The organism is Vibrio sp. 10N.261.45.E2 (assembly GCF_002875705.1).
In the GTDB taxonomy this organism is placed as follows: domain Bacteria; phylum Pseudomonadota; class Gammaproteobacteria; order Enterobacterales; family Vibrionaceae; genus Vibrio.
In genome coordinates this window covers 16,357-38,663 of the sequence record NZ_MCZZ01000113.1, presented here as the reverse complement: position 1 = coordinate 38,663, position 22,307 = coordinate 16,357, and the positions used below count along the sequence as shown (strand labels likewise).

The 22,307-nt window shown below is 43.2% G+C and carries 21 protein-coding genes; all 21 read right to left on the bottom strand.

The window, feature by feature from the left end; genetic code table 11:
• Positions 1 to 2: 2 nt before the first annotated feature.
• Complete coding sequence (locus tag BCT34_RS09710) at positions 3 to 647, bottom strand: Maf family protein (RefSeq protein ID WP_076657004.1); 645 nt, start codon at positions 645 to 647, stop codon at positions 3 to 5.
• 7 nt (positions 648 to 654) lie between these two features.
• Positions 655 to 1,143 (bottom strand): rod shape-determining protein MreD, encoded by a 489-nt coding sequence (mreD, locus tag BCT34_RS09705; RefSeq protein WP_076657003.1) that lies wholly within the window; start codon positions 1,141 to 1,143, stop codon positions 655 to 657.
• A complete protein-coding gene (mreC, locus tag BCT34_RS09700; protein WP_076657002.1) occupies positions 1,133 to 2,020 on the bottom strand; it encodes a rod shape-determining protein MreC in 888 nt (295 codons plus the stop codon). The genes mreD and mreC overlap by 11 nt, the downstream gene beginning before the upstream one ends.
• Before the next feature lie 360 nt (positions 2,021 to 2,380).
• Positions 2,381 to 3,424, bottom strand: coding sequence for a rod shape-determining protein (locus BCT34_RS09690; RefSeq protein ID WP_076654609.1), 1,044 nt, complete (start codon positions 3,422 to 3,424; stop codon positions 2,381 to 2,383).
• A gap of 150 nt (positions 3,425 to 3,574) precedes the next feature.
• On the bottom strand, positions 3,575 to 7,339 hold the full coding sequence (locus BCT34_RS09685; protein WP_131828419.1) for a DUF6701 domain-containing protein: 3,765 nt from the start codon (positions 7,337 to 7,339) through the stop codon (positions 3,575 to 3,577).
• Positions 7,340 to 7,342: 3 nt separating this feature from the next.
• Positions 7,343 to 7,786 carry an MSHA biogenesis protein MshP gene (locus BCT34_RS09680; protein ID WP_076654607.1) on the bottom strand — a complete coding sequence of 148 codons (444 nt, stop codon included), beginning with the start codon at positions 7,784 to 7,786 and terminating at the stop codon, positions 7,343 to 7,345.
• Positions 7,776 to 8,519 (bottom strand): prepilin-type N-terminal cleavage/methylation domain-containing protein, encoded by a 744-nt coding sequence (locus BCT34_RS09675; protein WP_076654606.1) that lies wholly within the window; start codon positions 8,517 to 8,519, stop codon positions 7,776 to 7,778. The genes BCT34_RS09680 and BCT34_RS09675 overlap by 11 nt, the downstream gene beginning before the upstream one ends.
• On the bottom strand, positions 8,519 to 8,905 hold the full coding sequence (locus BCT34_RS09670; protein ID WP_076654605.1) for a type II secretion system protein: 387 nt from the start codon (positions 8,903 to 8,905) through the stop codon (positions 8,519 to 8,521). Before BCT34_RS09670 ends, BCT34_RS09675 begins: the two co-directional genes overlap by 1 nt.
• Before the next feature lie 2 nt (positions 8,906 to 8,907).
• Positions 8,908 to 9,414, bottom strand: coding sequence for a prepilin-type N-terminal cleavage/methylation domain-containing protein (locus BCT34_RS09665; RefSeq protein WP_076654604.1), 507 nt, complete (start codon positions 9,412 to 9,414; stop codon positions 8,908 to 8,910).
• 144 nt (positions 9,415 to 9,558) lie between these two features.
• Entirely contained in the window at positions 9,559 to 10,026 is a 468-nt protein-coding gene (locus BCT34_RS09660) for a type II secretion system protein (protein ID WP_076654603.1), read from the bottom strand.
• A 35-nt stretch (positions 10,027 to 10,061) separates the two neighbouring features.
• Complete coding sequence (locus BCT34_RS09655; protein WP_076654602.1) at positions 10,062 to 10,637, bottom strand: prepilin-type N-terminal cleavage/methylation domain-containing protein; 576 nt, start codon at positions 10,635 to 10,637, stop codon at positions 10,062 to 10,064.
• A gap of 79 nt (positions 10,638 to 10,716) precedes the next feature.
• Positions 10,717 to 11,172, bottom strand: coding sequence for an MSHA biogenesis protein MshF (locus tag BCT34_RS09650; protein ID WP_076654601.1), 456 nt, complete (start codon positions 11,170 to 11,172; stop codon positions 10,717 to 10,719).
• 3 nt (positions 11,173 to 11,175) lie between these two features.
• Complete coding sequence (locus tag BCT34_RS09645) at positions 11,176 to 12,399, bottom strand: type II secretion system F family protein (RefSeq protein ID WP_076654600.1); 1,224 nt, start codon at positions 12,397 to 12,399, stop codon at positions 11,176 to 11,178.
• A gap of 12 nt (positions 12,400 to 12,411) precedes the next feature.
• Positions 12,412 to 14,136 (bottom strand): GspE/PulE family protein, encoded by a 1,725-nt coding sequence (locus tag BCT34_RS09640; RefSeq protein ID WP_076654599.1) that lies wholly within the window; start codon positions 14,134 to 14,136, stop codon positions 12,412 to 12,414.
• A complete protein-coding gene (locus BCT34_RS09635; RefSeq protein WP_076654598.1) occupies positions 14,126 to 15,304 on the bottom strand; it encodes a tetratricopeptide repeat protein in 1,179 nt (392 codons plus the stop codon). The genes BCT34_RS09640 and BCT34_RS09635 overlap by 11 nt, the downstream gene beginning before the upstream one ends.
• A 2-nt stretch (positions 15,305 to 15,306) precedes the next feature.
• Positions 15,307 to 16,146, bottom strand: a complete 840-nt coding sequence (locus BCT34_RS09630) for an AAA family ATPase (RefSeq protein ID WP_076654597.1) — start codon at positions 16,144 to 16,146, stop codon at positions 15,307 to 15,309.
• A gap of 53 nt (positions 16,147 to 16,199) precedes the next feature.
• Positions 16,200 to 17,846, bottom strand: a complete 1,647-nt coding sequence (gene mshL / locus BCT34_RS09625; RefSeq protein ID WP_076654596.1) for a pilus (MSHA type) biogenesis protein MshL — start codon at positions 17,844 to 17,846, stop codon at positions 16,200 to 16,202.
• A 15-nt stretch (positions 17,847 to 17,861) separates the two neighbouring features.
• Positions 17,862 to 18,194 carry a hypothetical protein gene (locus BCT34_RS09620; RefSeq protein WP_017061346.1) on the bottom strand — a complete coding sequence of 111 codons (333 nt, stop codon included), beginning with the start codon at positions 18,192 to 18,194 and terminating at the stop codon, positions 17,862 to 17,864.
• A complete protein-coding gene (pilO, locus tag BCT34_RS09615) occupies positions 18,187 to 18,834 on the bottom strand; it encodes a type 4a pilus biogenesis protein PilO (RefSeq protein WP_076654595.1) in 648 nt (215 codons plus the stop codon). Before pilO ends, BCT34_RS09620 begins: the two co-directional genes overlap by 8 nt.
• The gene (locus BCT34_RS09610; protein ID WP_076654594.1) at positions 18,834 to 20,276 is read right to left on the bottom strand and encodes an MSHA biogenesis protein MshI; all 1,443 of its coding nucleotides are present in this window, start codon (positions 20,274 to 20,276) and stop codon (positions 18,834 to 18,836) included. Before BCT34_RS09610 ends, pilO begins: the two co-directional genes overlap by 1 nt.
• A gap of 2 nt (positions 20,277 to 20,278) precedes the next feature.
• Positions 20,279 to 22,294 (bottom strand): RNase E specificity factor CsrD, encoded by a 2,016-nt coding sequence (csrD, locus tag BCT34_RS09605; protein ID WP_076654593.1) that lies wholly within the window; start codon positions 22,292 to 22,294, stop codon positions 20,279 to 20,281.
• Positions 22,295 to 22,307: the final 13 nt, after the last annotated feature.

Genomic DNA, 22,307 nt, shown 5'->3' with positions numbered 1-22,307 from the left:
AATTATAAGAATTCTTGCAGTAGCTGGTCCGTTTCAAATAAAGGTAAGCCGACAACGGCGTAATAACTACCTTCGATTCGGGTAACAAAACGTCCGCCCAAACCTTGGATCCCATAGCTACCGGCTTTATCGCATGGCTCCCCTGTTTGCCAGTATTGTTCTATTTCTTTTTCACTGAGGGGTTTAAACCATACGTCGGTAATAATTATTTCTGTTTTTTGTTTTTCTTCTGAAACCACAGAAATCGCTGTCATCACTTGGTGACGTTCATTCGCTAACTGAGTAAGCATGCGCTTAGAGTCAGCAAAATCGACAGGCTTCTCGAGCACTTGCCCTTGACTAACAACGACTGTGTCCGATCCCAGAACAACAGTATTAGAACCAATAACTGCAATATCAGAACCAATAACTACAGTATCAGAACTAGGAGCGACATGCTGCTTTTCAGAAGGGTTATCTGTTAATAAAGACAACGCTGCTAAGGCTTTATCTAAAGATAGTCGCTGAACATACTCTTCGGCGGTTTCTTGGGCGTGTTTACACTCTTCAACATCGGTTACAAGGACAGAAAACTCATACCCGAGTTGAGATAGTAATTCTTTACGGCGTGGTGAACCGGATGCCAAAACTAAATGTTTCTTTTCCATCGTCACGCTACCTCACATGCCAATGGCGACGCACGCGTCTCATTAATAAAAACATCCAAGGCCAAAGTATACAGTTTATCAATGCGCTCCATAACGATAACGGATTGAAAATAACATCTTGGATCAAATATTCACCAAAGAAGATCAACACCTCAAACAATACCGTTAACGCGGCAATGATCATCGCTTGCTGCCATAGCGCCATGTTACGAATAACGAGGAAGTTCATCGCAATAATGTACATCACGATTGCCATCATCATACCTCGAATGCCTAAAGTAGAGCCGATCAAAAGGTCCCACAATAAGCCCAGAATCAAAGCACTACCTACGTTAACACGATGCGGTAGAGCCAAAACCCAGTAACAAGTAACCAGCAGTAACCAAGAGGGTCTAAAAAGATCTAAGCTACCAGGCCAAGGAATGGTTTGTAGAATCAGTGCTATTAAAAATGAGCAGAAAATTACTACCTTGCTTCTCAAAACGCTATTGGCCATTTTCGCCCTCTAACAATGCTTGTTCTATGCTGGATTGATCCGCTTGCATCTGTTTGTTTTCATCTGGCCATACAAGTAGCAAGTATCTGAGCTTATCGAACTCAACAACAGGTTCTGCTTTAATAACAGCGAACTCACGTTTCGGGTCGTAATCAACGTCACTAACATAAGCGACGGGATAACCTTCTGGGTATACCCCACCAAGCCCCGATGTCACCAACAGATCTTCTTTTTGTATATCAGTACTGGTTGGGATGTGCTCTAACTGAATCTCATCAATCATGCCATTGCCCGAAGCAATCACACGGATGTCATTACGAATAACCTGCACAGGAATCGCATTGTTTGCATCAGTCAGTAGTAATACGCGGCTATTATGCGCAGCAACGAAAGTGACTTGGCCGACGATGCCTTTTTCGTTGATCACTGGTTGGCCTTCATACACCCCATCAATCTGACCTTTATCGATCACGACTTGATGACGATATGGTGAAGTGTCTACCGCCATAACCTCTGTGACGACTTTCTTTTCATCACGGATAAACGGAGAGCCTAATAGCTTACGAAGGCGTTTGTTTTCTTCTTGATATTGCTCAAGCAGAATCAGCTCGCTCTTCAGACGCAAGACTTCTCGTTTAATATTATGGTTGGATTCAATTAACCCTTTGCGAGTGCTAAAACGGTCGTATACACCATCGAACATAGTGCGAGGCAAGTTGGCTGCATATTGAATAGGCGCAACCATGCTGTTCAATAGATAGCGGACATTTGAGAAAGCATCTAAACGACTATCAGCCAGCATGAGGCTGGCTGATAAAATTACAGCAAAAAACAGGCGCAATTGTAGAGAGGGACCTCTACCAAAAATTGGCTTCATTCTATATTTGGTCCTAGAGCTACATTTGATCCTATAGACAAGGTCCTAGGCTCTTTACATAAAAATAGATAAGAAAAGGGCCTAACACTAGGGCGTGTTGACCTTTCGCGGTTAAATTTCGTTCGAGATAAAAGCGTTTTAATCGAGGCGAGGGAGAAGTAGCCTAGTCATTCTAAGCAAATCTCCCTCAACAAAGAGTAAAACGCTTTTAGCCGAACCCTTCGGGCAGCGTTTGCTGGTCATTTCTACTACGTTATCGGCTTCTCATGTAGGCTAGCTACACATCAAAGCCTCTGTCTTGTATAAATACCCAGCAACTCGCTGCAAAAATCAGCTCGCAAGATCAACACGCCCTAGATATTATTCTTCGCTGAACAGATCGCCGCCGTGCATGTCGATCATCTCTAGGGCTTTACCGCCACCTAGAGCAACACAGGTTAATGGCTCTTCTGCAACAACAACAGGAATACCTGTTTCTTCCGTTAGCAGACGATCAAGATCTTTAAGTAGTGCACCACCACCTGTTAAAACCATGCCGTTTTCTGAGATATCTGAAGCAAGCTCTGGTGGACACTGTTCAAGTGCAACCATTACCGCTGAAACAATACCAGATAGTGGCTCTTGTAGTGCTTCAAGAATCTCATTTGAGTTCAAGCTAAAGCTACGTGGCACACCTTCAGCAAGGTTACGACCGCGTACTTCGATCTCTTCTACTTCATCGCCAGGGTAAGCTGAACCGATTTCGTGTTTGATCTTCTCAGCCGTAGCTTCACCGATCAAGCTGCCGTAGTTACGACGAACGTAGTTGATGATCGCTTCATCAAAACGGTCACCACCGATACGTACTGAAGATGAGTAAACCACACCGTTTAGTGAGATAACTGCAACTTCTGTTGTACCACCACCGATATCAACAACCATTGAACCTGTTGGCTCAGAGACACGTAGGCCAGCACCAATTGCTGCAGCCATTGGCTCATCGATTAGGTAAACCTCACGAGCACCAGCACCTAGCGCTGATTCACGGATAGCACGACGCTCAACCTGTGTTGAGCCACAAGGTACACAAACCAAAACACGAGGACTTGGTTTAAGCACACTGTTGTCATGCACTTGTCTAATGAAGTGTTGAAGCATTTTTTCCGTTACGTAAAAGTCGGCGATTACACCATCTTTCATTGGACGGATCGCTGAGATGTTACCAGGTGTACGACCAAGCATTTGCTTAGCAGCGTGACCAACAGCAGCGACACTCTTTGCAGAACCCGCACGATCTTGGCGAATAGCTACAACTGAAGGCTCATCAAGAACAATGCCTTGGCCTTTTACATAAATAAGGGTATTGGCTGTACCTAAATCAATCGATAGGTCGTTTGAAAACATGCCACGAAGTTTTTTAAACATATTCTTCGCTCATCCTGCAAGAATTAGAAGACAAAAATTGCACTAAATGTACCAATGCCTTGCTGTCACGGCAAGGCATTGAAGTATAAACATGGACTGAAACCCGCAATTTCTTACAGATTCCTAACTTAAGGGGCAAAAATTATATTATTACTGACCTGTTAAACCACTTTCCCCTCGGTAGATCACACGATCGTTACCGCGGTAGATGCCGAATGTGACGACGGTGGAGGGATCTTGCTCTCCATTGACATCCGATACTTTATCACTATCCCAATTGTATCTAAGCCATGGAGTATCATCCATGCTTTGCCACAACTGGACTTGCTCACGGATACTTACGCTTTCGCCTTGAGAAGCCTTCAGGTTACGAGATTCTCCATCAGAGACTTGACCGCCATTAGCGAGTGTCACTTTCGTGGTAAGACTACCGTCTTCTGACCAAATTACATCGCTAGCGCTCGTGGATGCATCAACACGTGTAGTGCTATCATCGTCATTCAGAACAAAGCGCTTACGGCTGGAATCCCAGTACTCAGCTCTTAATGGAATAGCAATAGTTGTATCTGAGTTACCACCAACATCGTCTAGATCTATTCGACCAAAGCGGATATCGGGTTCTTTTAAGAGCTGGTCACCATCATTCCAAAACTCAACAGGATCAACGTTATCTTCAACAGCTAGCCTAATGTCTGTAGTATCTCCAGACGTTCCTTCATTAAAATTATATGGCCCATCTTCATACTCTATTTCGGTATCTGCCTTGGTTAAGCAGAAACTAATATTTCCTCCACACTCCCCAGATAGATCAACTGAAAAGCGACCAACACTCTGATTCGTTCCACTCCAAGCCCCATCTCCAAAGCTTGGTGAGATTAGGCGTGTTGACAGCTTACTCTCATATAAAGAAAAACTCGTTTTTAACTTTCGATCAAAATATTGGTAATTGTGCACAGGTTGAGGCTCTTTAGCTCCGCCGTTAATCGACATTTCTTTGGATAAAGCTTCAGCGTCAAAGCTCACTTGTTCAAAGTTTTGGTTCATATAATTGAATGTTTGGGTACCAGCATAGCTCCAACCTTGATCGATAACTTGGAAATATTTAGGATAGAAACGGCCCAGTTCACGGGCTCCCTGCTCAATCCCTTCTTTAACGTAATCGTAAAAACTACTGGTCGCATTAACGGCAAAATGAAAGCTTCCAACTTCATCGATTTGAATATTCGTAAATTCAAGAACATCACTACCACTAATGTTATCAATTGTTTGCCCAGTTAATACTGAACCTGTACTCCCTTGTTCTGGAGTGGCTATTGTATGCGTTAGTGTCACCGAAGCATCAACTCCCACTTTAAAGAAGTTCTTTGTAACAAACCCTGAACAAAAGTCTACATTGGCATCTCTTTGTCGCTCTCGCTTGCTCTCCCCATCAACCACCCCATCGAGCGCTCCATCCCAACGAATTGGTTTAACCTGTAAGTTGAACACCTCTCGAGCTGCTATAAATGAGTCCGAGTTTGCATCGATACTATTACCATTAGTATTAGATTGTGTAGGGCAAACGGCGAAAGTCCAAGGGCGCGATTTAACTGTGATGCTACCTTCAACCTCGTACTGATTATCACTCGGGCAACCATCATACCCAGTGCACTCAAATTGATCTTTAAGCGATACTGTAAACTCGCCGGATTCAGAAACCGTCAAAAAATCCGTCGTCCTGCCGTTTTCCTGAGGCGTGAAGACTGGCTCATAATCAAGAGTGCCAATAGTGCCACCATTACTTGGTGTTGGAAGTTCAACTCGATGAGTAATGCTTGGTGTCCCTTCATAATTAATAGCAACGGTACTACTCTCATCATCACATGCTAAAACTTGTGCTGTAACAGAGGTTGGCTTTCCTGCAATCACATCAAGTATATTATTTGACTCCGTTGACTTAAAAGTAAACGGGACAAACTTGAACGTTGCTGTCTCATTCTGTGAAGTGTCAGAGTCGAGCGTAACCGTAATTTGGTAATTTTTATCCAGTTCAATGTTATCGATATCCGTAACGTTGACTGTCAACTCTGCCGCTCCAAATGTATCCGTTGTAAAATTGGGAAACGTGCCACTATCAGAAGTTATTGAAAATAATGAACTATCTGATGCATTGTTAAATTCGACGCTGAACCCCTTTGATATACCTCCATCATCGCTGCTTGTAGTTACGGATATTTTAGGAGTATCATCCCCACACATTAATGCGACTTGGCGTAACGGACTGACAGATAAACTAACATCACTTTCACTAGGTAAACACTCACCTGTGGTGTGTGTAAGCCTGGCACTCCCAGACATATCTAAATGCTTGGTCGTTATCGAACCAAAAATATGCGAGCTACCACTGAGCTCTACTTCATCAGCACTAAAAATGTAGGAGTAGAGCGTAATACCACTGCCGATATCAACTTCAGCATCCCCCCCTCGCTCTTGAGGGATAGCCCAGAGTATTAAATTCCCCGGATTGTTGCCTGGCACATTAATTGAAGGATTCCCACCGATGTCAATATCATTGGCAAGGATTAAAGTTCCTCTCGATAAGTTAATCGTTGCACTTCCCGAAATTTCCAGGCGCCCAATCTCATAGTTTGACCCCGTAAAATTCACTGTTCTGTTACCACCAATAGTAACTGAGGTGTAACTTCCTTCAGGAAAATCAACGCTTCCACTACCATTGAAAGTTCTACTTGGCCCCGACGGTACTAAGTTATCAAATGGAGGTCTAGGAGTAATGAGGCTAGTATCCACAGTACAGATACCGGTGTCACAAGACGTAGGTGGGTTACTGTAACTATCTACGTTGCCAAACCCAACCAATGCGTTAGCTGCTCCAAAAATACGAGTAGAACCAACCATTTTTAATTTAGACTGATTGGTCCATGACTGAGCAGGCCCAGTGAAGACCTCACATACATCACGCCCACGAGACAGTTCTTGATCAAAGACAGCATATGCCACAGTCTCACCTACAGGATGACTACGATTAGAAGCATCTTCTTCAATGATAATGCTTACTTTGTCATCTTGAGATACATCGCAGACTCGAATCCAACCTCCATCTCCCCCATTACGAACTTGTTTACGAATTATTGGCGCATAATGGTCATAATCTTGTTTAAATGGAACGGTGTTGTTACGACATGATGCTTCAAAAGCTGAGTCAGAGTTACTTGCTTGGGCATAAGTTCTCAAAGGGCGGCCAAATTCAAAATTAAAGCCATCGCTGGTTGTCCCCGAAAAAACAGGAGCGGCAATATATCCAAATGTTCGAGTCCGCTGATTACTGGTATTTGGTAAGCTTTGTCGGCCAAACTCCAACGCATACTGAAACCCCGCTGATGAAACATTTTGAACTGTAGAAGTTACAAAATAAGTACGCCCAGGATCAGGCTGGATCTGACTGAATACTACGGGTGCTTGCCCATTAAAGTTGGAAGTAAAACTATGATTCCCCCAACTTTCACCAATACGACTTCCTTGCCTTTGATATCTATTTGTCGTTAGCTTTCCAACTTCTATCACTCGATTTGGCTGATTTGGATCTAGAACTATTTCACCGGGTTCAGCGACAAGAAAGTAGATAGGATCCATCTCTTCATTACCAAAACTAAAAATGCTTCTCTGCCTAATCCAAGCAGAAGAATTGGTAATAGTATCAACCAACACTGCAGACGGATTATCATCAGCCGGATCATCTGGAGAGATAGAAGACATTAGTACAATAACCGGGGGCTCTGAATATCTATTCTTAAAATTAATCAAACACTGTTCTTGAAGACAGTCGTCATTGGTTATCTCTCCAAATTCGAACTGCGCCAGCGCTTGGGAGCTATAAATAATGCATATTGATAAAAGAATCTTAAACCAACTGTTCATAAATCAATCCCTCACCCAAACTTCTTGATTACGTTGAACTCGACTAACACCAGAGCCGCAAATTACAGATGACTCTAAAACATAAAACACCAAACCACCTAGTTCACCCCGACTTGAGCATTCTAAACTATTGAGAGAGCAGTTCATTGGTACTGTGGATATCAAAGATTTAGCTTCAGAAATCACACCAAGTGGCTCTAGGTTAGTACACACGGCTGAAACAGCAGAAGAAGCAAGTGGATCAAGACTCGGATAAAATTGAGTCATCACATACTCATTTACAGAATGACTCAATAGCCAAGCTTGAGTGCCCAATACAGAACGAGTATTAGTGTCATGAGTTGACCAACTGGTACGCGTTAAACTTGTCGCAAGAAAGCCAATAATAACAATCACAAAAATAACAATGACAAGTGCGCTACCACGCTGTTGATAATTAAGGGACATTTAGCACCTGCACTTCTTGTTCAAAGGTCGTGGTTTCATCATTAATAGTAAATGTAAGAGTTAAATCTACAATTCCGTTTTGCTGAACCGTAGCCGGAGAATATAAAAGGGAGCTTTGAGCAACATTTAATTTATCACTAATGATGACTGGTTCTCCACCATTGGATCTTGTTAAAAAATTATCGCCAGAAAGGCAGTATTCAACAGGGTTATCATCATCAAAAATATAATGCCTATTACTCACAGAACCTCCGACCAAGTCATTCGTCTGACCGAGCAAAGTAAACGCAGCCCCTGATACATTTGTACCTGTAGCTTCGCTAACATTAGTCAATGGGAATACATTATCGATTTTATTAATTTCTTCGTAAGGGCGCGTTGGGTTGATAACCATTGATAAATTTTGCAGTGATTGAATATCACTATCTGAATCGCTTACTAAAAAATTGATATCTGCCCCAGAGACAACATAGAAGCCAGAATCTACGATTGGGTAAAAAGAGACACACCCACTCGATGCTGCTGAGGGAAATAGGTTTGGTACTGCATGTCTCATCTCACGCGATATTTTTTCAATAACAAAATTGGCTTCAGTTTGTAAGCGATAACGTTCTACCGTACCAAAATAACCTTTTACACCCACTTCCGTGAAATTAGCTAAACCGAGCAACAGAATGCTAGATACAACGATGGCTAAAATCAGTTCGATCAATGTAAAACCTTTAATTCGCATCAATAGTTCCCCTTAAAAGCGTTAAAGGACACTGTTGGCTGTGAACTTGCAGTAACTTCAACAATGACAGATTTAAGATTACTACTCGCGCCTGATACTGGGTCTATAGATACCTCTATTTGAAAGTTCGAGTAAGTAGATGCATCTTTTATCAGATTACTTAAATCGGTTTCACCGTCAAAAGCATCAATATCGCTATAGCTTTGAGCAAGTAACCTAGACATAACACTACCGCCTAACGCTGAAGCTCTGTTGTAATAATTGGCATCGCTAGATTGGGCAGATTGCGGAGCTAAAAAAGAGGATAATGTAAGCGCCGCAAATCCCAGTAAGACGATAACAATCACTGATTCTATTAAAGTGAATCCTTTGGCATTGGTTGTCACTATCAACACCCTCCTATTTCAGCAGAAACGAATCCTTGTTCATTGATACATACCCAAACACGGTTACTAGTGTTTCCTTGCTCACTGATTGAAATACCCACTCCAGCTGAAGCAGCAGACAGAGGGTTACCAAGGAGATCAAATTCAAGAGTATTATCAATGAGGCTTGGCTGGAATTGGAATTGGTATCCGTCATCCATCACGCGATCACTTCTTGGCTCAGTGTTTTCATCTGATGAACACGCATTAGGAGAGCCTAAACAATTACCATTGGCAGATAGTTGAAAGTTAGCTTGATCTAGAGATGATGACGAATCAATATTTGATTGCATGCGATTGACTTGAACTTGCCTTACAACTGAGATGGCTTGATCCTGTAAAGCATAAAGTTCAAAACCACTTCGGCCAGGCATACGTGATACCGCTGTAATAGATACGATAGCAAGGATGATGATAACAATGATCAGCTCTATCAAAGTAAAACCGTTGGATGTGGGGTTGTTATCCATGATGAGCCTCTAACCGCCTAGCGAATATAAAGTATACAAGATAATGAACAGTCAAAATTATATGTAACTAATGTATTTTGATGTTTATGTGTTGCAGATATAAAAAAGGCCAGCAACGGCTGGCCAATATGAAACGATTAAAGCTTATCGACAGTTAGCAGGTACATCTGTAACGACAGCTGTAGCCGCAGTATCCGCATCTACAGCTTCAGTATAAACAACACAACTATCCGTATAACCAGCAAAGCCATAAGTAATTGAAGCAGGTGCAGTTGCAGAAGATGTCAAAACATCCCAATCTTCAGCAAGACCTTCAACTGCGACTTGGATACCAGCGCTTGTCGCTGTTGGGTAACCAAAGTTAATTGCAATACCAGCAGCAGAAACATCAGCATCCGTTCTACGGTCAACACTCTCAACGCCATCAACGGCCGCTTTACCATAAGTAATGCCAGCAGCACCAGACATTGCACCTTTCAGGCCTTGAAGCGCTGAATTTTTCGCATCATCTTGCAGGTTTAGGAAACGTGGTGCCGCAGTTACAGCAAGAATACCAAGAATAACAATTACAACCACTAATTCGATTAGGGTGAAACCGCCTTGTCTTTTCATAGTTAAGCTCTCTCTATGTTTAATTTTACGCAGACTTACTGCAAAGTTACGGTCACACGACCAGTTTTAATTTCGTAAACAAACTCATGCTCGGTACTACCTTCTAATTGAACGTAGGTACAGGTTGCATCACCTGAATTCGCTTGCGCTGAATATTTGTAATTTGAGTCACTATCAACTTCCGAAACCGCACCTACTTTAGGTGGATTTTGCAGCAAGTTTTCCATCAGTTCAGAACATGTTTTATCTGAAATGTCTTGTGGCGCGGTGCTAGAATTATTATTCAGAGTCCAAGGGTAACCATCTCGAAAGTCGGTATCTTCGTTGTTACTGTTCTTTGATCTTGTTAACCAAAAATCAACACCATCATAATTTACAGTATTGTATGTTTCAACACCTATCTTCTCTGATGGTCGCGCTTCTGCTTCCCACTGTGCTCTTGCCGACAAAACTGCCGTTGCAAAACCACCAGCAACGCCTTCAATGCTTGATTTCTTGGCTTCATCTGTCACATCGAGAAAGCGAGGTAAAGCAGCCACCGCCAATAAACCAACGACCACAATCACTATGACTAATTCGACAAGGGAGAAACCCTTTTGATTCTTAAGCATTTTCTACCTACTCATCTAATTATTAACGCGCATTATACATTCACGCTCGTATAAAACCATACAAAAACTGTCAATATTTTCACAAAGCCAAAATATTGGCTTTAATACTAAATCTTTCTTTTTTGAGTAATATATCTACCTGATACTTATCACTATAATGATAACTGCAATGAAACTGTATGTTATCACTTTTATCTTCAACACTTGGAAAGCTTAGCCCTAAAATGCTCCCCTGAGGATACAATTGATCCAGCCAATAATTGCAGTCCCGTTCTGAACCTTGGATCGGCATTATCCAACCCGTTCGGCTATATAACCTTGGTTGCTCTGAAATACCATTTCGCTCAACACCCGTTAATAAATACTGCTGCTTGAAACGATTGGCTCGCTCTAGCATTTGCTTACTCGCCACGATAAATGCCGTGTTAGTCGCTTCTTCTTCTACCGTTTTCGATAACGAAAGTAGGCCTACAATCAGAAAAAGAATAACCACACTCCAAATAACAAAACGTGAGCGTTGTAGGTTATTTAGCATTCCCTAGCCTTTGATTGCATCCAGCATTCCCCACATCGGCAAGAAAATACCTAGCGCCAAAATCAACACCATACCTGCAACGATGGTTAACAAGATCGGTTCAATTCTGGCAGTTAAGGTTTTTAGATCGTAATCGACTTCGCGATCATAAAAGTCAGCCACTTCGAGCAAGAGCTCATCGATACGCCCCGTCTCTTCACCGACTGAAATCATTTGTATCACCAGTGGTGTGAAAATTTCGGCGTTAATCGCAGTTGATGAAACCGTACTACCCGCTTCAATTGCTGACTTCATGGCTTGAACTCGTAATTCTAGAAAGCGATTGTCCAGAGCCTCGGCCGATAACGCTAACGATTGGTTAAGTGGCACACCCGCTTTTAACATCAAGGCAAAAGTACGTGAAAAGCGTGACAACAGTGCTCGATTTACCACCCCACCAATAACTGGCATCTTTAAGCGCAATCTATCCCACTTTTCTAGCCCTTTGTCTGTCTTAACCCATGCTTTAAAAGCAAAGATAAGACCAAAGATAACGCCAAGCATTAAGCCCCAATAATTAACAAAGAACTCCGACATACCAATCAAGATCCGAGTAGGCAGCGGCAGCTCAACACCGAAACGTGCGAACATGCTAGAAAACTGTGGAATAACCTTGATGTTAAGTATGAACATTGCGATCAAAATAAAACTGATCACGAAGGTTGGATAACGCATCGCGGTCTTGATTCGCTTTCGAGTCTCGACTTCTTGTTCGTAGTAACCCGCCAATTGCAGCAAAGCCTGGTCTAAACGACCCGTGTTCTCACCCACTCCGATCATCGACACAAACAGCGGACTAAATACCTTAGGGTGCATCTGCATCGATGCTGCTAATCCACGACCATTGGTTAGTTCAGCGACCACCTCTTCAAGCGCCGCTTTTAGCTGTTTATTTTCACAGTTTTGAGTGAGGCCTTTCATCGACCTTAATAGTGGTACACCTGCCTTGGTTAGGCTGTATAGCTGTCGACAAAACAGAACCAAGACCTCAAGTGGTACATTTGGCGAAAACAGGCTCGATACATCCATATCTAAGGTTGAACCACCACTTTTACCCAGTTTGATAGAGGTTGGAATGATCCCTTTACTCATCAAACTTTCAGCAGCAAGATCTTCGTTATTCGCATCCAATTGCCCACTTACTTGGCTACCATCAGAGCTGCGACCTACATAACGATACGTTGGCATATCACTCTACCCTTACAGATAAATTGGGTCAGTCGCACCGGAAGCATCGCCTTCGCCAAGATACATGATCTCATCAAGGCTCACGATCCCTTGCAAAGCAAGCTCCATCGCAGACGCGAGTAACGGTTTGTAGTTTTCAGACTGTCTTGCCGTTTGGGCAAAACCAACCGCATCATTCGCTCTGAGGGCATCCATCATGTTTTGTTCTAGCTCTAACATCTCGAAGACACCAATACGCCCACGGTAACCGGTTAAATTACAGTTCTGGCAACCTCGGCCTTTCATAAATGGCACACCTACTTGATTTGGGAAGCGGACACTCAGCCACTGCTTACGAGGTTCGTCTAACTCATCTTCGATCTTGCAGTCATTACAGACTTTACGAACCAATCGCTGTGCGACAACTGCTCGAACCGCACTCGCCACCAAGTAACCCGGAGCGCCCATATCCATCATACGCAGCGCACTGTCTACCGCGTCATTGGTGTGCAGCGTACTCAATACTAAGTGACCAGTCAGTGCGGCTCTTAAGCCTATCTCAACCGTTTCGTGGTCACGCATCTCACCAATAAGGATAATATCGGGATCCTGACGCAGGAAAGTTCTTAAGATAGTCGAGAAGTCGAGGTTGATCTTAGGGTTTACCTGAACTTGGTTCACACGAGGAAGACGGTATTCCACAGGGTCTTCCGCGGTAATGATCTTTTTACCTGGTTCGTTTAACTCACTGAGCGCGCCGTATAAGGTTGTTGTTTTACCTGAACCCGTTGGGCCAGTAACCAAGATCATGCCATGTGGACGGCGTAACTGTTGACGAAGACGAACCAACAGATTGCTTGGTATACCGGATTCTTCTAATTTACGTAGACCTGCTGATTGGTTAAGAAGACGCATAACCACAGATTCACCGTGCTGTACAGGCATGGTCGACATACGAATATCAACCGACTGACCTTTAGCGCGAATATTAAAGCGACCATCTTGAGGAAGACGTTTCTCTGAGATATCGAGGTTAGCCATCAGCTTTAAGCGCAGTACTAATGCAGAAGCGATGTTCACTTCATTAAGTAATGTTTCATGCAGCACGCCATCGATACGCTGACGGAGGCGCAATACGTTTGAATCTGGCTCAATATGGATATCCGAAGCACCCACTTGGATTGCATCTTCAAATAGCGAGTTAATCAGCTTAACGACGGTAACTTCGTCGCTATCTTCTTCTGCAATATCGAAGTCAAAGGCATCATTAACTTGATGTTCAGCGTGAAGTTGCTCAGCAAACGAGGCGATTTCTTTGGTTCTTCGGTAATAACGGTCAAAGCCATCAACCAGTTGTCTCTCTTGGGCAACAACGAACTCAAGAGCGTAATCACCAAGCTGACCAAGCAAAGACTCTTGTGCAAACAGATCTGCAGGATCACTCATCGCGACACGCAAAGTGTCACCTTGGCGTCCAATCACTAATGCACGAAGGCGACGAGCATGCACTTCTGGTAAAAGCTGAACCGCTTCAACATCGACAACAGCTCGGCTTAAATCAAGAAGAGGAATCGCTAACTGTTGTGAGAGAAAGCTCAGCATTTGCTGTTCTGACAAGAAGCCAAGCTCAATTAGCGCATCACCTAGCTTACGCCCGGTACTTTTCTGAGCTGCCAATGCTTGTTCAACTTGAGCTTCAGTGATGATGCCTTCTTCGACAAGCAAATCACCAAGTCTTTTTCTTAATCTAATTTGCATCGCCGCTCTCCTCTAAAGCATTAAGTATTTTTAACCGGTCGCGCACAAAGTTTTGTGATTGAGATGAGATACCGACTCTGGTTAGAGCTCCTTGGTATGACACTTTAGCGGCCTTAAAGTCGAGCTGGCGTTCTTGCTGAATCGCTAAGCCTAACCACCAGCGAGCGTTATCTGAATCGACCTCTACCAACTTCTGGTAACTCTCCAGTGCTACTTCTTCTTGCTGAGACTTTTGACTCAACGCCGCACGCATGGCCAAATAATTTTGGGTCGGATTCGGTGGCAAGTGAATTAAAGGACTTAAAGCCGCTTCTGATTGATTTGCTTTAACCAGCAGTTTTGATAACCCCAAACGCAGTTTTTCACTGTTGATGTTGAGCTTGATACCAGACTGATAAAGCTCATAGGCCTTGCGAGTATCGCCTTTACCAAAATAGAGTATCGCCAGTTTTTGACGGACATCTTCATTTTTTGGAGCGTAACGAAGCGCCTCGGTATAACCTTTCAATGCGCCCGTCAGGTCGTTCGCATCAAGTGCTTTCTGAGCGCGACCTTGTGCATTCACGGATAACTGTTCAGGTGTTAACTCAACCTGCTCAATCAACATCCCGCTTTTTTCTGAACTATCAGGAGCTACACGTTCATTAGAGATAGTTTCTTTTTTTGCCACACTAGCAATATGAACTGGTTGGGAAATTTCAGTTTTAGGCTTGCTTAGCGGTTTAGCTAAAGCTTGCTGCTGAGTTGGAGTTTGCGGTTTTGTTACTTTTGGGGCAGGAGCAAACACCGGTTCAGATACGATAGGCTTAGCTTGGGCACTTTTTACCACCGCTGTGTTTTCTGTTGAAAAGTTCGCAGAGTCTAACGTCACCAACTTCTTGGTAGGCGACGAAATCGGTTGAACATCTTCTTGTGCGCCATTTGAATGGTCAACGACAGAGACTTGCACCTGCAAATCTCGAGTTGATATTGACTGCTCAACAATAGGTGATTCAATCGCTGGGCCTTGCGATATCGCCCACCCGCCCATTGCTAAACTCAAAGTAAAACCTGCAATAACCCAAACTAACGGGGAGCGTGTTTTTACTTTAGGCACGACGGCCGCTTCAATCGAAGTTGCAGATTTTTTCTTTGCCAATTCAGACAAGGCGCTGTTAATGACGCTCATAATTAATTCCAACCCCACAGTATTGGCGTTTTAAATTTAGGCTTACACACATCGTATGTTTCATGCATAGCGGAAAACAGGTGCTGATTGTCGATACTTTTCTTATCTTGACTGAACGAAAGCAATAGAGCCTTATGGCAAAGTTGGTTTATCAATCTAGGGATACCTAATGAAGAGCGACAAATTGCCTTTTTTTGATTCAAGCTGAACAACTCAGGATTACCACCAGACTTAGCGATTCGATTATCAATATACGCCACGGTTTCATCGAGAGTCAGTGGCCTCAATGTTGAACTAAATGTGATTCTTTGACGAAACTGTCTTAGGTGGTAAGCCTCTAATCGAGCATCTAATTCGGGTTGACCAAATAACACTATCTGCAGCAGTTTTTTGTCTTCCGTTTCAAGGTTACCGAACAACCTTAATGTTTCGAGGGCTTCATCCGATAGAGCTTGAGCTTCATCAAGAATCGCCACCACTCTTAAACCTGAGTTATGTAATTCAATGAGCTTGTGTTGAATGTTATCCACCAAAGTGGCTTCATTCTCAACAGTTAGGCCAAGCTCGGTAGCAACGGCATGGCGCAAATCAGCCCCTGATAACACAGGGTTGGGTAAGTAGATCAGAGCTGTACAGTCATGGAGGTGATTAACCAACATTCGACAAACCATGGTTTTTCCGGTGCCTACCTCTCCGGTCACCTTAATCACACCCTCGCCCATTTCCAACGCCGATATTACCGTCTGAATCGCTTCAAAATGAGGCGCTAAACCATAAAAGAAATCGGTATTCGGCGTTAGGGTAAATGGCAGCTGTTCAAAACCAAAATGAGCTTGATACATAAGGCGACCTAGCTTAGTAAGATGCTGCCAATCTACATCGAGAAAGTAGGCAATTACTCTTCATCAGGGAACCACTGCTGAAGAAGGTCACGTGAACGCTCCAGTTCTGATTGCCAAGTATTCACTCCGACTACGGTTGGTTTCAGCAAAATCACCAACTCGGTTTTCTGCGTTAGCTGACTGGTGTTACGGAATAAGTGGCCAAGTGCTGGAATATCACCAAGGAATGGGACTTTAGAGGTCACATCGCTGGTATTTGATTTCATCAAACCGCCAATCACGACAACATCGCCATCTCGAGCTCGAATCACCGAATCAGATTCACGAATAGAACTTTTTGCTAATGGCAATGAAACCAGCCCCGTCGTAGACCCTAGGTTCAGCTCCTTAACCTCTTCATCAACCTCAATAACGGCAGGGTGAACATGTAGGAACACATTACCTTTATCATCGATTTGAGGCGTTACATCTAAAGAGATACCAGAGAAGAACGGAGTCAACTCGACTTCAGGAGCCACATTCGCGTTATCCCCACTACCGACCGCACTTGATAAATCCGTTACGTAGTATTCGTCCGTACCGACTTTGATCACCGCTTTTTGGTTGTTAGATGCGGTCACTCTTGGGCTAGAAAGAACGTTAAGGTCACCTTGAGTATCCATAAAGCTCAATACCGCTTCGAAGCTACCATCAGAAATCGTTACGTTTGTTTGCCCACCAAGTAGAGAGCTAATCGCATCTAGCGGAGGTAGAGTACTTGCAGGACGGTCAATAACCACACCACCGCTACCGATAGATTTCGATAAATTAGACCAGCTAATACCTTGTTGATAGCCATCACTCAAGGTTACTTCCATGATTTTAGCTTCTAGGATTACTTGACGCTGCAGGCGTTTTTGAGAGATGCCTAAGAACTCTCGCACCTCACGGATTTCGTCAGGATAAGCACGCACGGTAATCACACTCGCTTGTGGGGTAACGACAACACTTTGCCCGTCACCCGAGCCAATTAAGTGAGCCACTGCCGCTTCAAGCTGCGGCCAAAAATCACTTTCAGACGTTGTTTCAATCTCTGTACCACCGTTCGACGTTGAATTCGAAGAGTTGGAAGAATTAGAAGAATTGGATGAATTCGACGAGTTAGAGTTTGAACTTGATGAGCTCGATGAGTTGTTGTCTGAGTTCGAGATCGTACCTGTTGTGATCGTCGTTAATGAGCGACCGGCACGCTTAACTTGTAAGTAATCGACGGGAATTGTTACAGTACGAAGACCGGCAGGGTAAACTTGAATAACTTTGCCACGCTTTTCAATATCGTAGCCATACATATCCTGAGCAACAGCCAATACTTCATCTAGCGTCACGTCTGTTAGATTAAGCGTAAGATTTCCAGATACACCAGGGTGAATGGCTGCACTGTACTCTGTACCTTTCACTAAGCTGGCAAAAAAGGTTCTCGCTTCAACGCCTTTTGCTTGAATACGAAAGCGCTTAACGGTATCCATACCCGGAGACATGGAATCAGAACTAAGCTGAGGCATAAGGTCATCTTGAACCGACGAAGGCAGCTCATGAAGCGCTCTGCTATTGGCTTCATTAATTGATTCGTTTAAAGATTCTTTAATCTCAACAGGATCTCTATGCCCCATCGAACAGCCGACTAAAGATGACACTAGAATTGCTACTACAAGTTTACGCATGTCTTCACTCTAACCTTAATTATTCTTAACATCTAAAGAGAACATCTCTAATTTCCACTGCTTAGAGCTTCTCTGCAGAGTGACGTATTCTGGATCTATGTTCTTAACTCGATACCCTCTGATCGTCTCTCCTTGACCGAGAATCTGACCGTTCATAATCGCATAACAAGGTGTATCTCCTTTACACACGATGCTTTCTAAAGAAGGTAAGCGATAGCGAGTTGGTGCTTTCTTAGCAGGTGCCGTTTTCTGTTGAGGTGAAAGCCAGCCTAATGGCGCCGTTGGATCTTGCTCAGCCCACACAAAGGAGCTGCTAAATAGCAAGGACAACAAAAGAGTTCTAACCACCGATAAACTCCTGTCTGGTACCTAATGTATAAACCTCGAACACCAGTCGAGCTTTAGGATATTCCTCTACCGTGTATTCAAATGTGCGCCAGTAATAGCTAACAGGAAGGGACTCAAGAGCTTGAAGGTAAGCTGAAATATCAAAATAGCTACCTGTTAGTTCCATTCTCACTGGGTGAAGAAAGTAGCCTGAATATTCACTGGTTTCTTTATTGTTCGAAATCGCCTCTGGTTTTAACGACTCTAGCGATTCAAGCTTAAGCCCGTTGCCGGCATTAAGAACACTCTCCAATAATTGCGACATTTGAGAAGGCGTAATCAACCCGTCGACAATCTCTGAAAGCTGCAGTGAAAGATCTTGGCTCTCTCGCATCAGTTTCTTGTATTCGAGGTTAATTTCTTTATCTGGGTCTTTGTTTAACTTAGCTTGTAGAACAAGTAACTCACCTTGTTGCCTTTGGTTTGATTGAGTCAAGCTCGTCATTTTGGCATTTTTCGCTTGCAGATCGAGATACGCAGGCTCAACCAGTAAGGTGAACAACAACATGGATAGTCCAACAAAACCACACACGAAAAGTAGCCATTTTTCTCTTTGGCTCAATGCAAGAAACTTATCGCTAAGCTGATTCCACTGCTGCATTATTTACTCTCCCGACGAGTACTTAACTCAAACGTCACCACATCCTGATCATTACGACCTATTTTTAGTTTTTCAAAAGCACGTCCAACTAAATTAAGCTCACTTTTAAACTGACCAATCCAGTTAGGGACGACATTTGCGTTACGAGCCAAGCCACTAAGATCTAGAGTGTCATGAGTCATGTAGATGTGCGAAAGAGAGATGTCATTTCGGCCTAATTTAGCTAAGGAATTCATGACGCCAGAATACCCGACTTGTTGGGATTCGTCGTATTGTCCAACAGCCTTCAAAGCCTCTTTTTTAGCCTCAGTCTCACGTTTGAGACGCGCAACGGCCGCTACTTTCTCTGGAGACGGTTTATGCTGAGTTAACTTACTATTCAATTGGTTAACTTGCTTGTTAAGTTGATTCGAGTCTTGTTGCAGGGCTGTTATATCTTTATCTAGATTAGAAACTTGATACTGCATCGCAAAATAACCACCAAGCAGCAAAACACAAACGAGCGCCCAACTCGCAACAACATTTGTCAGCGTAAAATATTCTTTTTTAGGCTTCAGATGTTCAGGGTAAAGATTGACATTAAAAGTCTCTTTTTCGGCGGCAAGTTTGACCAACAAACTCTCTGTATTATCACGATCACCTTCAACCAACAATGAAACCGTCGAGCTCAATGTACTATTTAAAGCGCTCTGTAATTCAGCTTCATCTTCTTCGTCACAGCAAATTTTCAGCTGGTGAAGCTGAGTGCCTTTAATCTGCGAAGAAAGGTAGTCAATCGAACGTTGCAGTTCTAAAGCAAGGCCATCTAACTGAAGAGCACTTGATGCCACACCAGTTAAAGGAGGAACCACACTGCGAATTGTTCTTTGAAAGCAGACGGTATTTTCAACAAACGCACCAAGCTTAAAGTGTGAATTAGTGCTGCGTTGTAACAGAATGAAATTAGACAGCTCACCCGCACTGTAACCCCAGATTTCATCTTCTGGAACCACACCACTTAGTTCGGTCTGAACTGAGTTGGTAACATTTAAGATCTTATCTAACAGCTTTTTAGGTAAAACATACACTTGCAGCTTGTTCGACGTTGGTAGCGCGACCGCACTCGCCGTAATTTCAGTGACTCTTTCAGAAACAAGATCTTTGAGTAAAAAAGGCAGTGCTACCGACCATTCACTCTCAGGAATATCCGGTTTATCAATTTGGTAGGTTTGGTAGTAGTTCGCACAGACGATCAATTGAAGGCTATGAGTGGTAAACGCTTCACTGCTAAGCGATTTTTTTAGCGCACTTTCCCAGTCTCCATTAACCACTGGAATACTGGTTACTTGAGGCTCTTGTTCTGTCGATGAAATATAAATGGCATCATTGCCCAGCAGGACAACTTGCGAGCTACCTTTATTATTCGTTGGCTTTATCTTGTCTAAAATCGCTTTAAAATTCATTCTTAACTACTACTCTTACGCCATCGATTTCTTCGTCCAACTTTCACAACAGACTCCGCTTTCGCGGCCTTTTCAGCTTGATTAGGCAAAGGGATAATTTGTTGCTCTTCGTCGAAATACCTCCCTTGATAGCCGTTAATGCCTAACTCTATCAAGGTATTCTTTTCTTGTTTTGTCTCGACCCCAACTGCAATAACTTTGGTCGGAGAATCACCGCACGCCCCAATTAAGCTTCGGACAAACAGTTGGTTCTCATGCCTTTGATCAATCTTCTTTATTAGGCTTCGATGAAGCTTAATATAATTAACCTTTAAATCCTTTATGTAGTGTGTGCTAACAATGGTTCGTCCAGCTTGGCCAACCACAACTTTACACCCTAAACCACGCAGCATCTTTGCCACCGGTCTCATATAATCAAGATGAGCGATCAAATGCCCCTCTGGAAACTCAAAAGCAAGCTGAGAACGATGTTGGGCAGAGAGCTGTAACAACTCACTTCTAAACCACTTAAAATGCTGTTTATTAGCAAATGGAGTAACATTCAGGTTCACCGAATAGTTAATAGATTGAGTTGAGTCCTTGAGAGATTTCAACACAACCTTTAGAACCGATTGGTCCATTTGAGCTTGATAGCCCACTTGCTCTACCGCAGGCATGAATCGAGACGATTTCAATAAACCTTTATCAGGATCTTGAATTCTAGTGAATATTTCTCTATGTAATTCATTAACTTGACCAGATTCCGGCATAAGATAACACCGCTGAGCAAAGATTACTAAATTTTCAGGAAGCAGTGCTTTATCAAGTAATGTTCTCCAACGAACGCTGCCTCTATCAAGCTCATTCTTATTCTGTTTCGGGTAACGGCTCCAGTTATTAATACGTTCTACCTGAGCGCTCTTTAATGCCGTTTCCGTTTCATCCATGATCTGACTGTGGCGCTCACCTTCGGTATACATGGTGACACCAATATGACACCAGTTATCCGATTCCAAAGGCTCTGGTGGAGTGAGCTTATCTAACTGTCTTAAACATTGAGCGGCCAAGGTCGCAATATCTTTTGCTCCCTGATGAGGGATAAATACAGCAAAGTCCGCTTCGTAATAACGAGAAAAAATGACATCAGGATAACGCTGAACGATATTCGATAATACTTCGCCCACTTCAATAATAAAGCCGTCAGTGATTTGCTTGTCGTTAGCATCACTAACTTGTTCCCACTCATCGATACGTATTAATAACACACCGCCTCGAGCACCGCTTTCATGCAGAGCGGATTCCAACTTATTATCGAATAAAACTCGGTTAGCGGTTCCCGTCAGTTTATCTAGGAAGGTGTGGGTACGAATAAAGGTATCAAAGCGGCTTCGCTCTTGACGAGCATCTTGCAGCTCTTCAATCAATACGTCCAAAGCTTCACTTGCGGTATAAGGCCATTCACGTTCATCTCCCTTTGCATGAGCTTCTACCTGACCGGCCAAGATCATTCTTCCTCGTTCTTCCAAAATCTCAGAGCCCATGAGTTGCTCTTTCAACCAACGAACACCACGAGCCAGACAGAACAGGACCAATGCGACAGCCAAAGTAATTGACCACATCGCTTCCATTGAGTAGTTGTAACCAATATAAGGTGGAAGTGCTTTAAATTCGATCCGATAACCTTCATTTCGCTCTAAAACGAAGCTTTTTTCATATAGTCGATTAGGATCAATTTGTGGGGAAGTATCTTTGAAACGATAAATGATGCCAGTCTTGTTCGAGAGCTTCATCTCAACAATATTGCTCGCCTGCAACATCTTAGGCATCCAGCGTTGCATTGAATACGCAGCGTCGGGATCTTCCATATCTTTATCTACAACGTCGACAATACCAACCAAATAATGGTCTAAATATTCCTGTCCAATACGCTTAAAGGAAAGTGTGCCACCAATAAAAAGAATGAACATCGCACTGATCACTATCACGGTGACAAATGCAACCAATCGTGTGCTCAATTTTAGTGTCGGGGTATATCTCATGAATAACGAAATC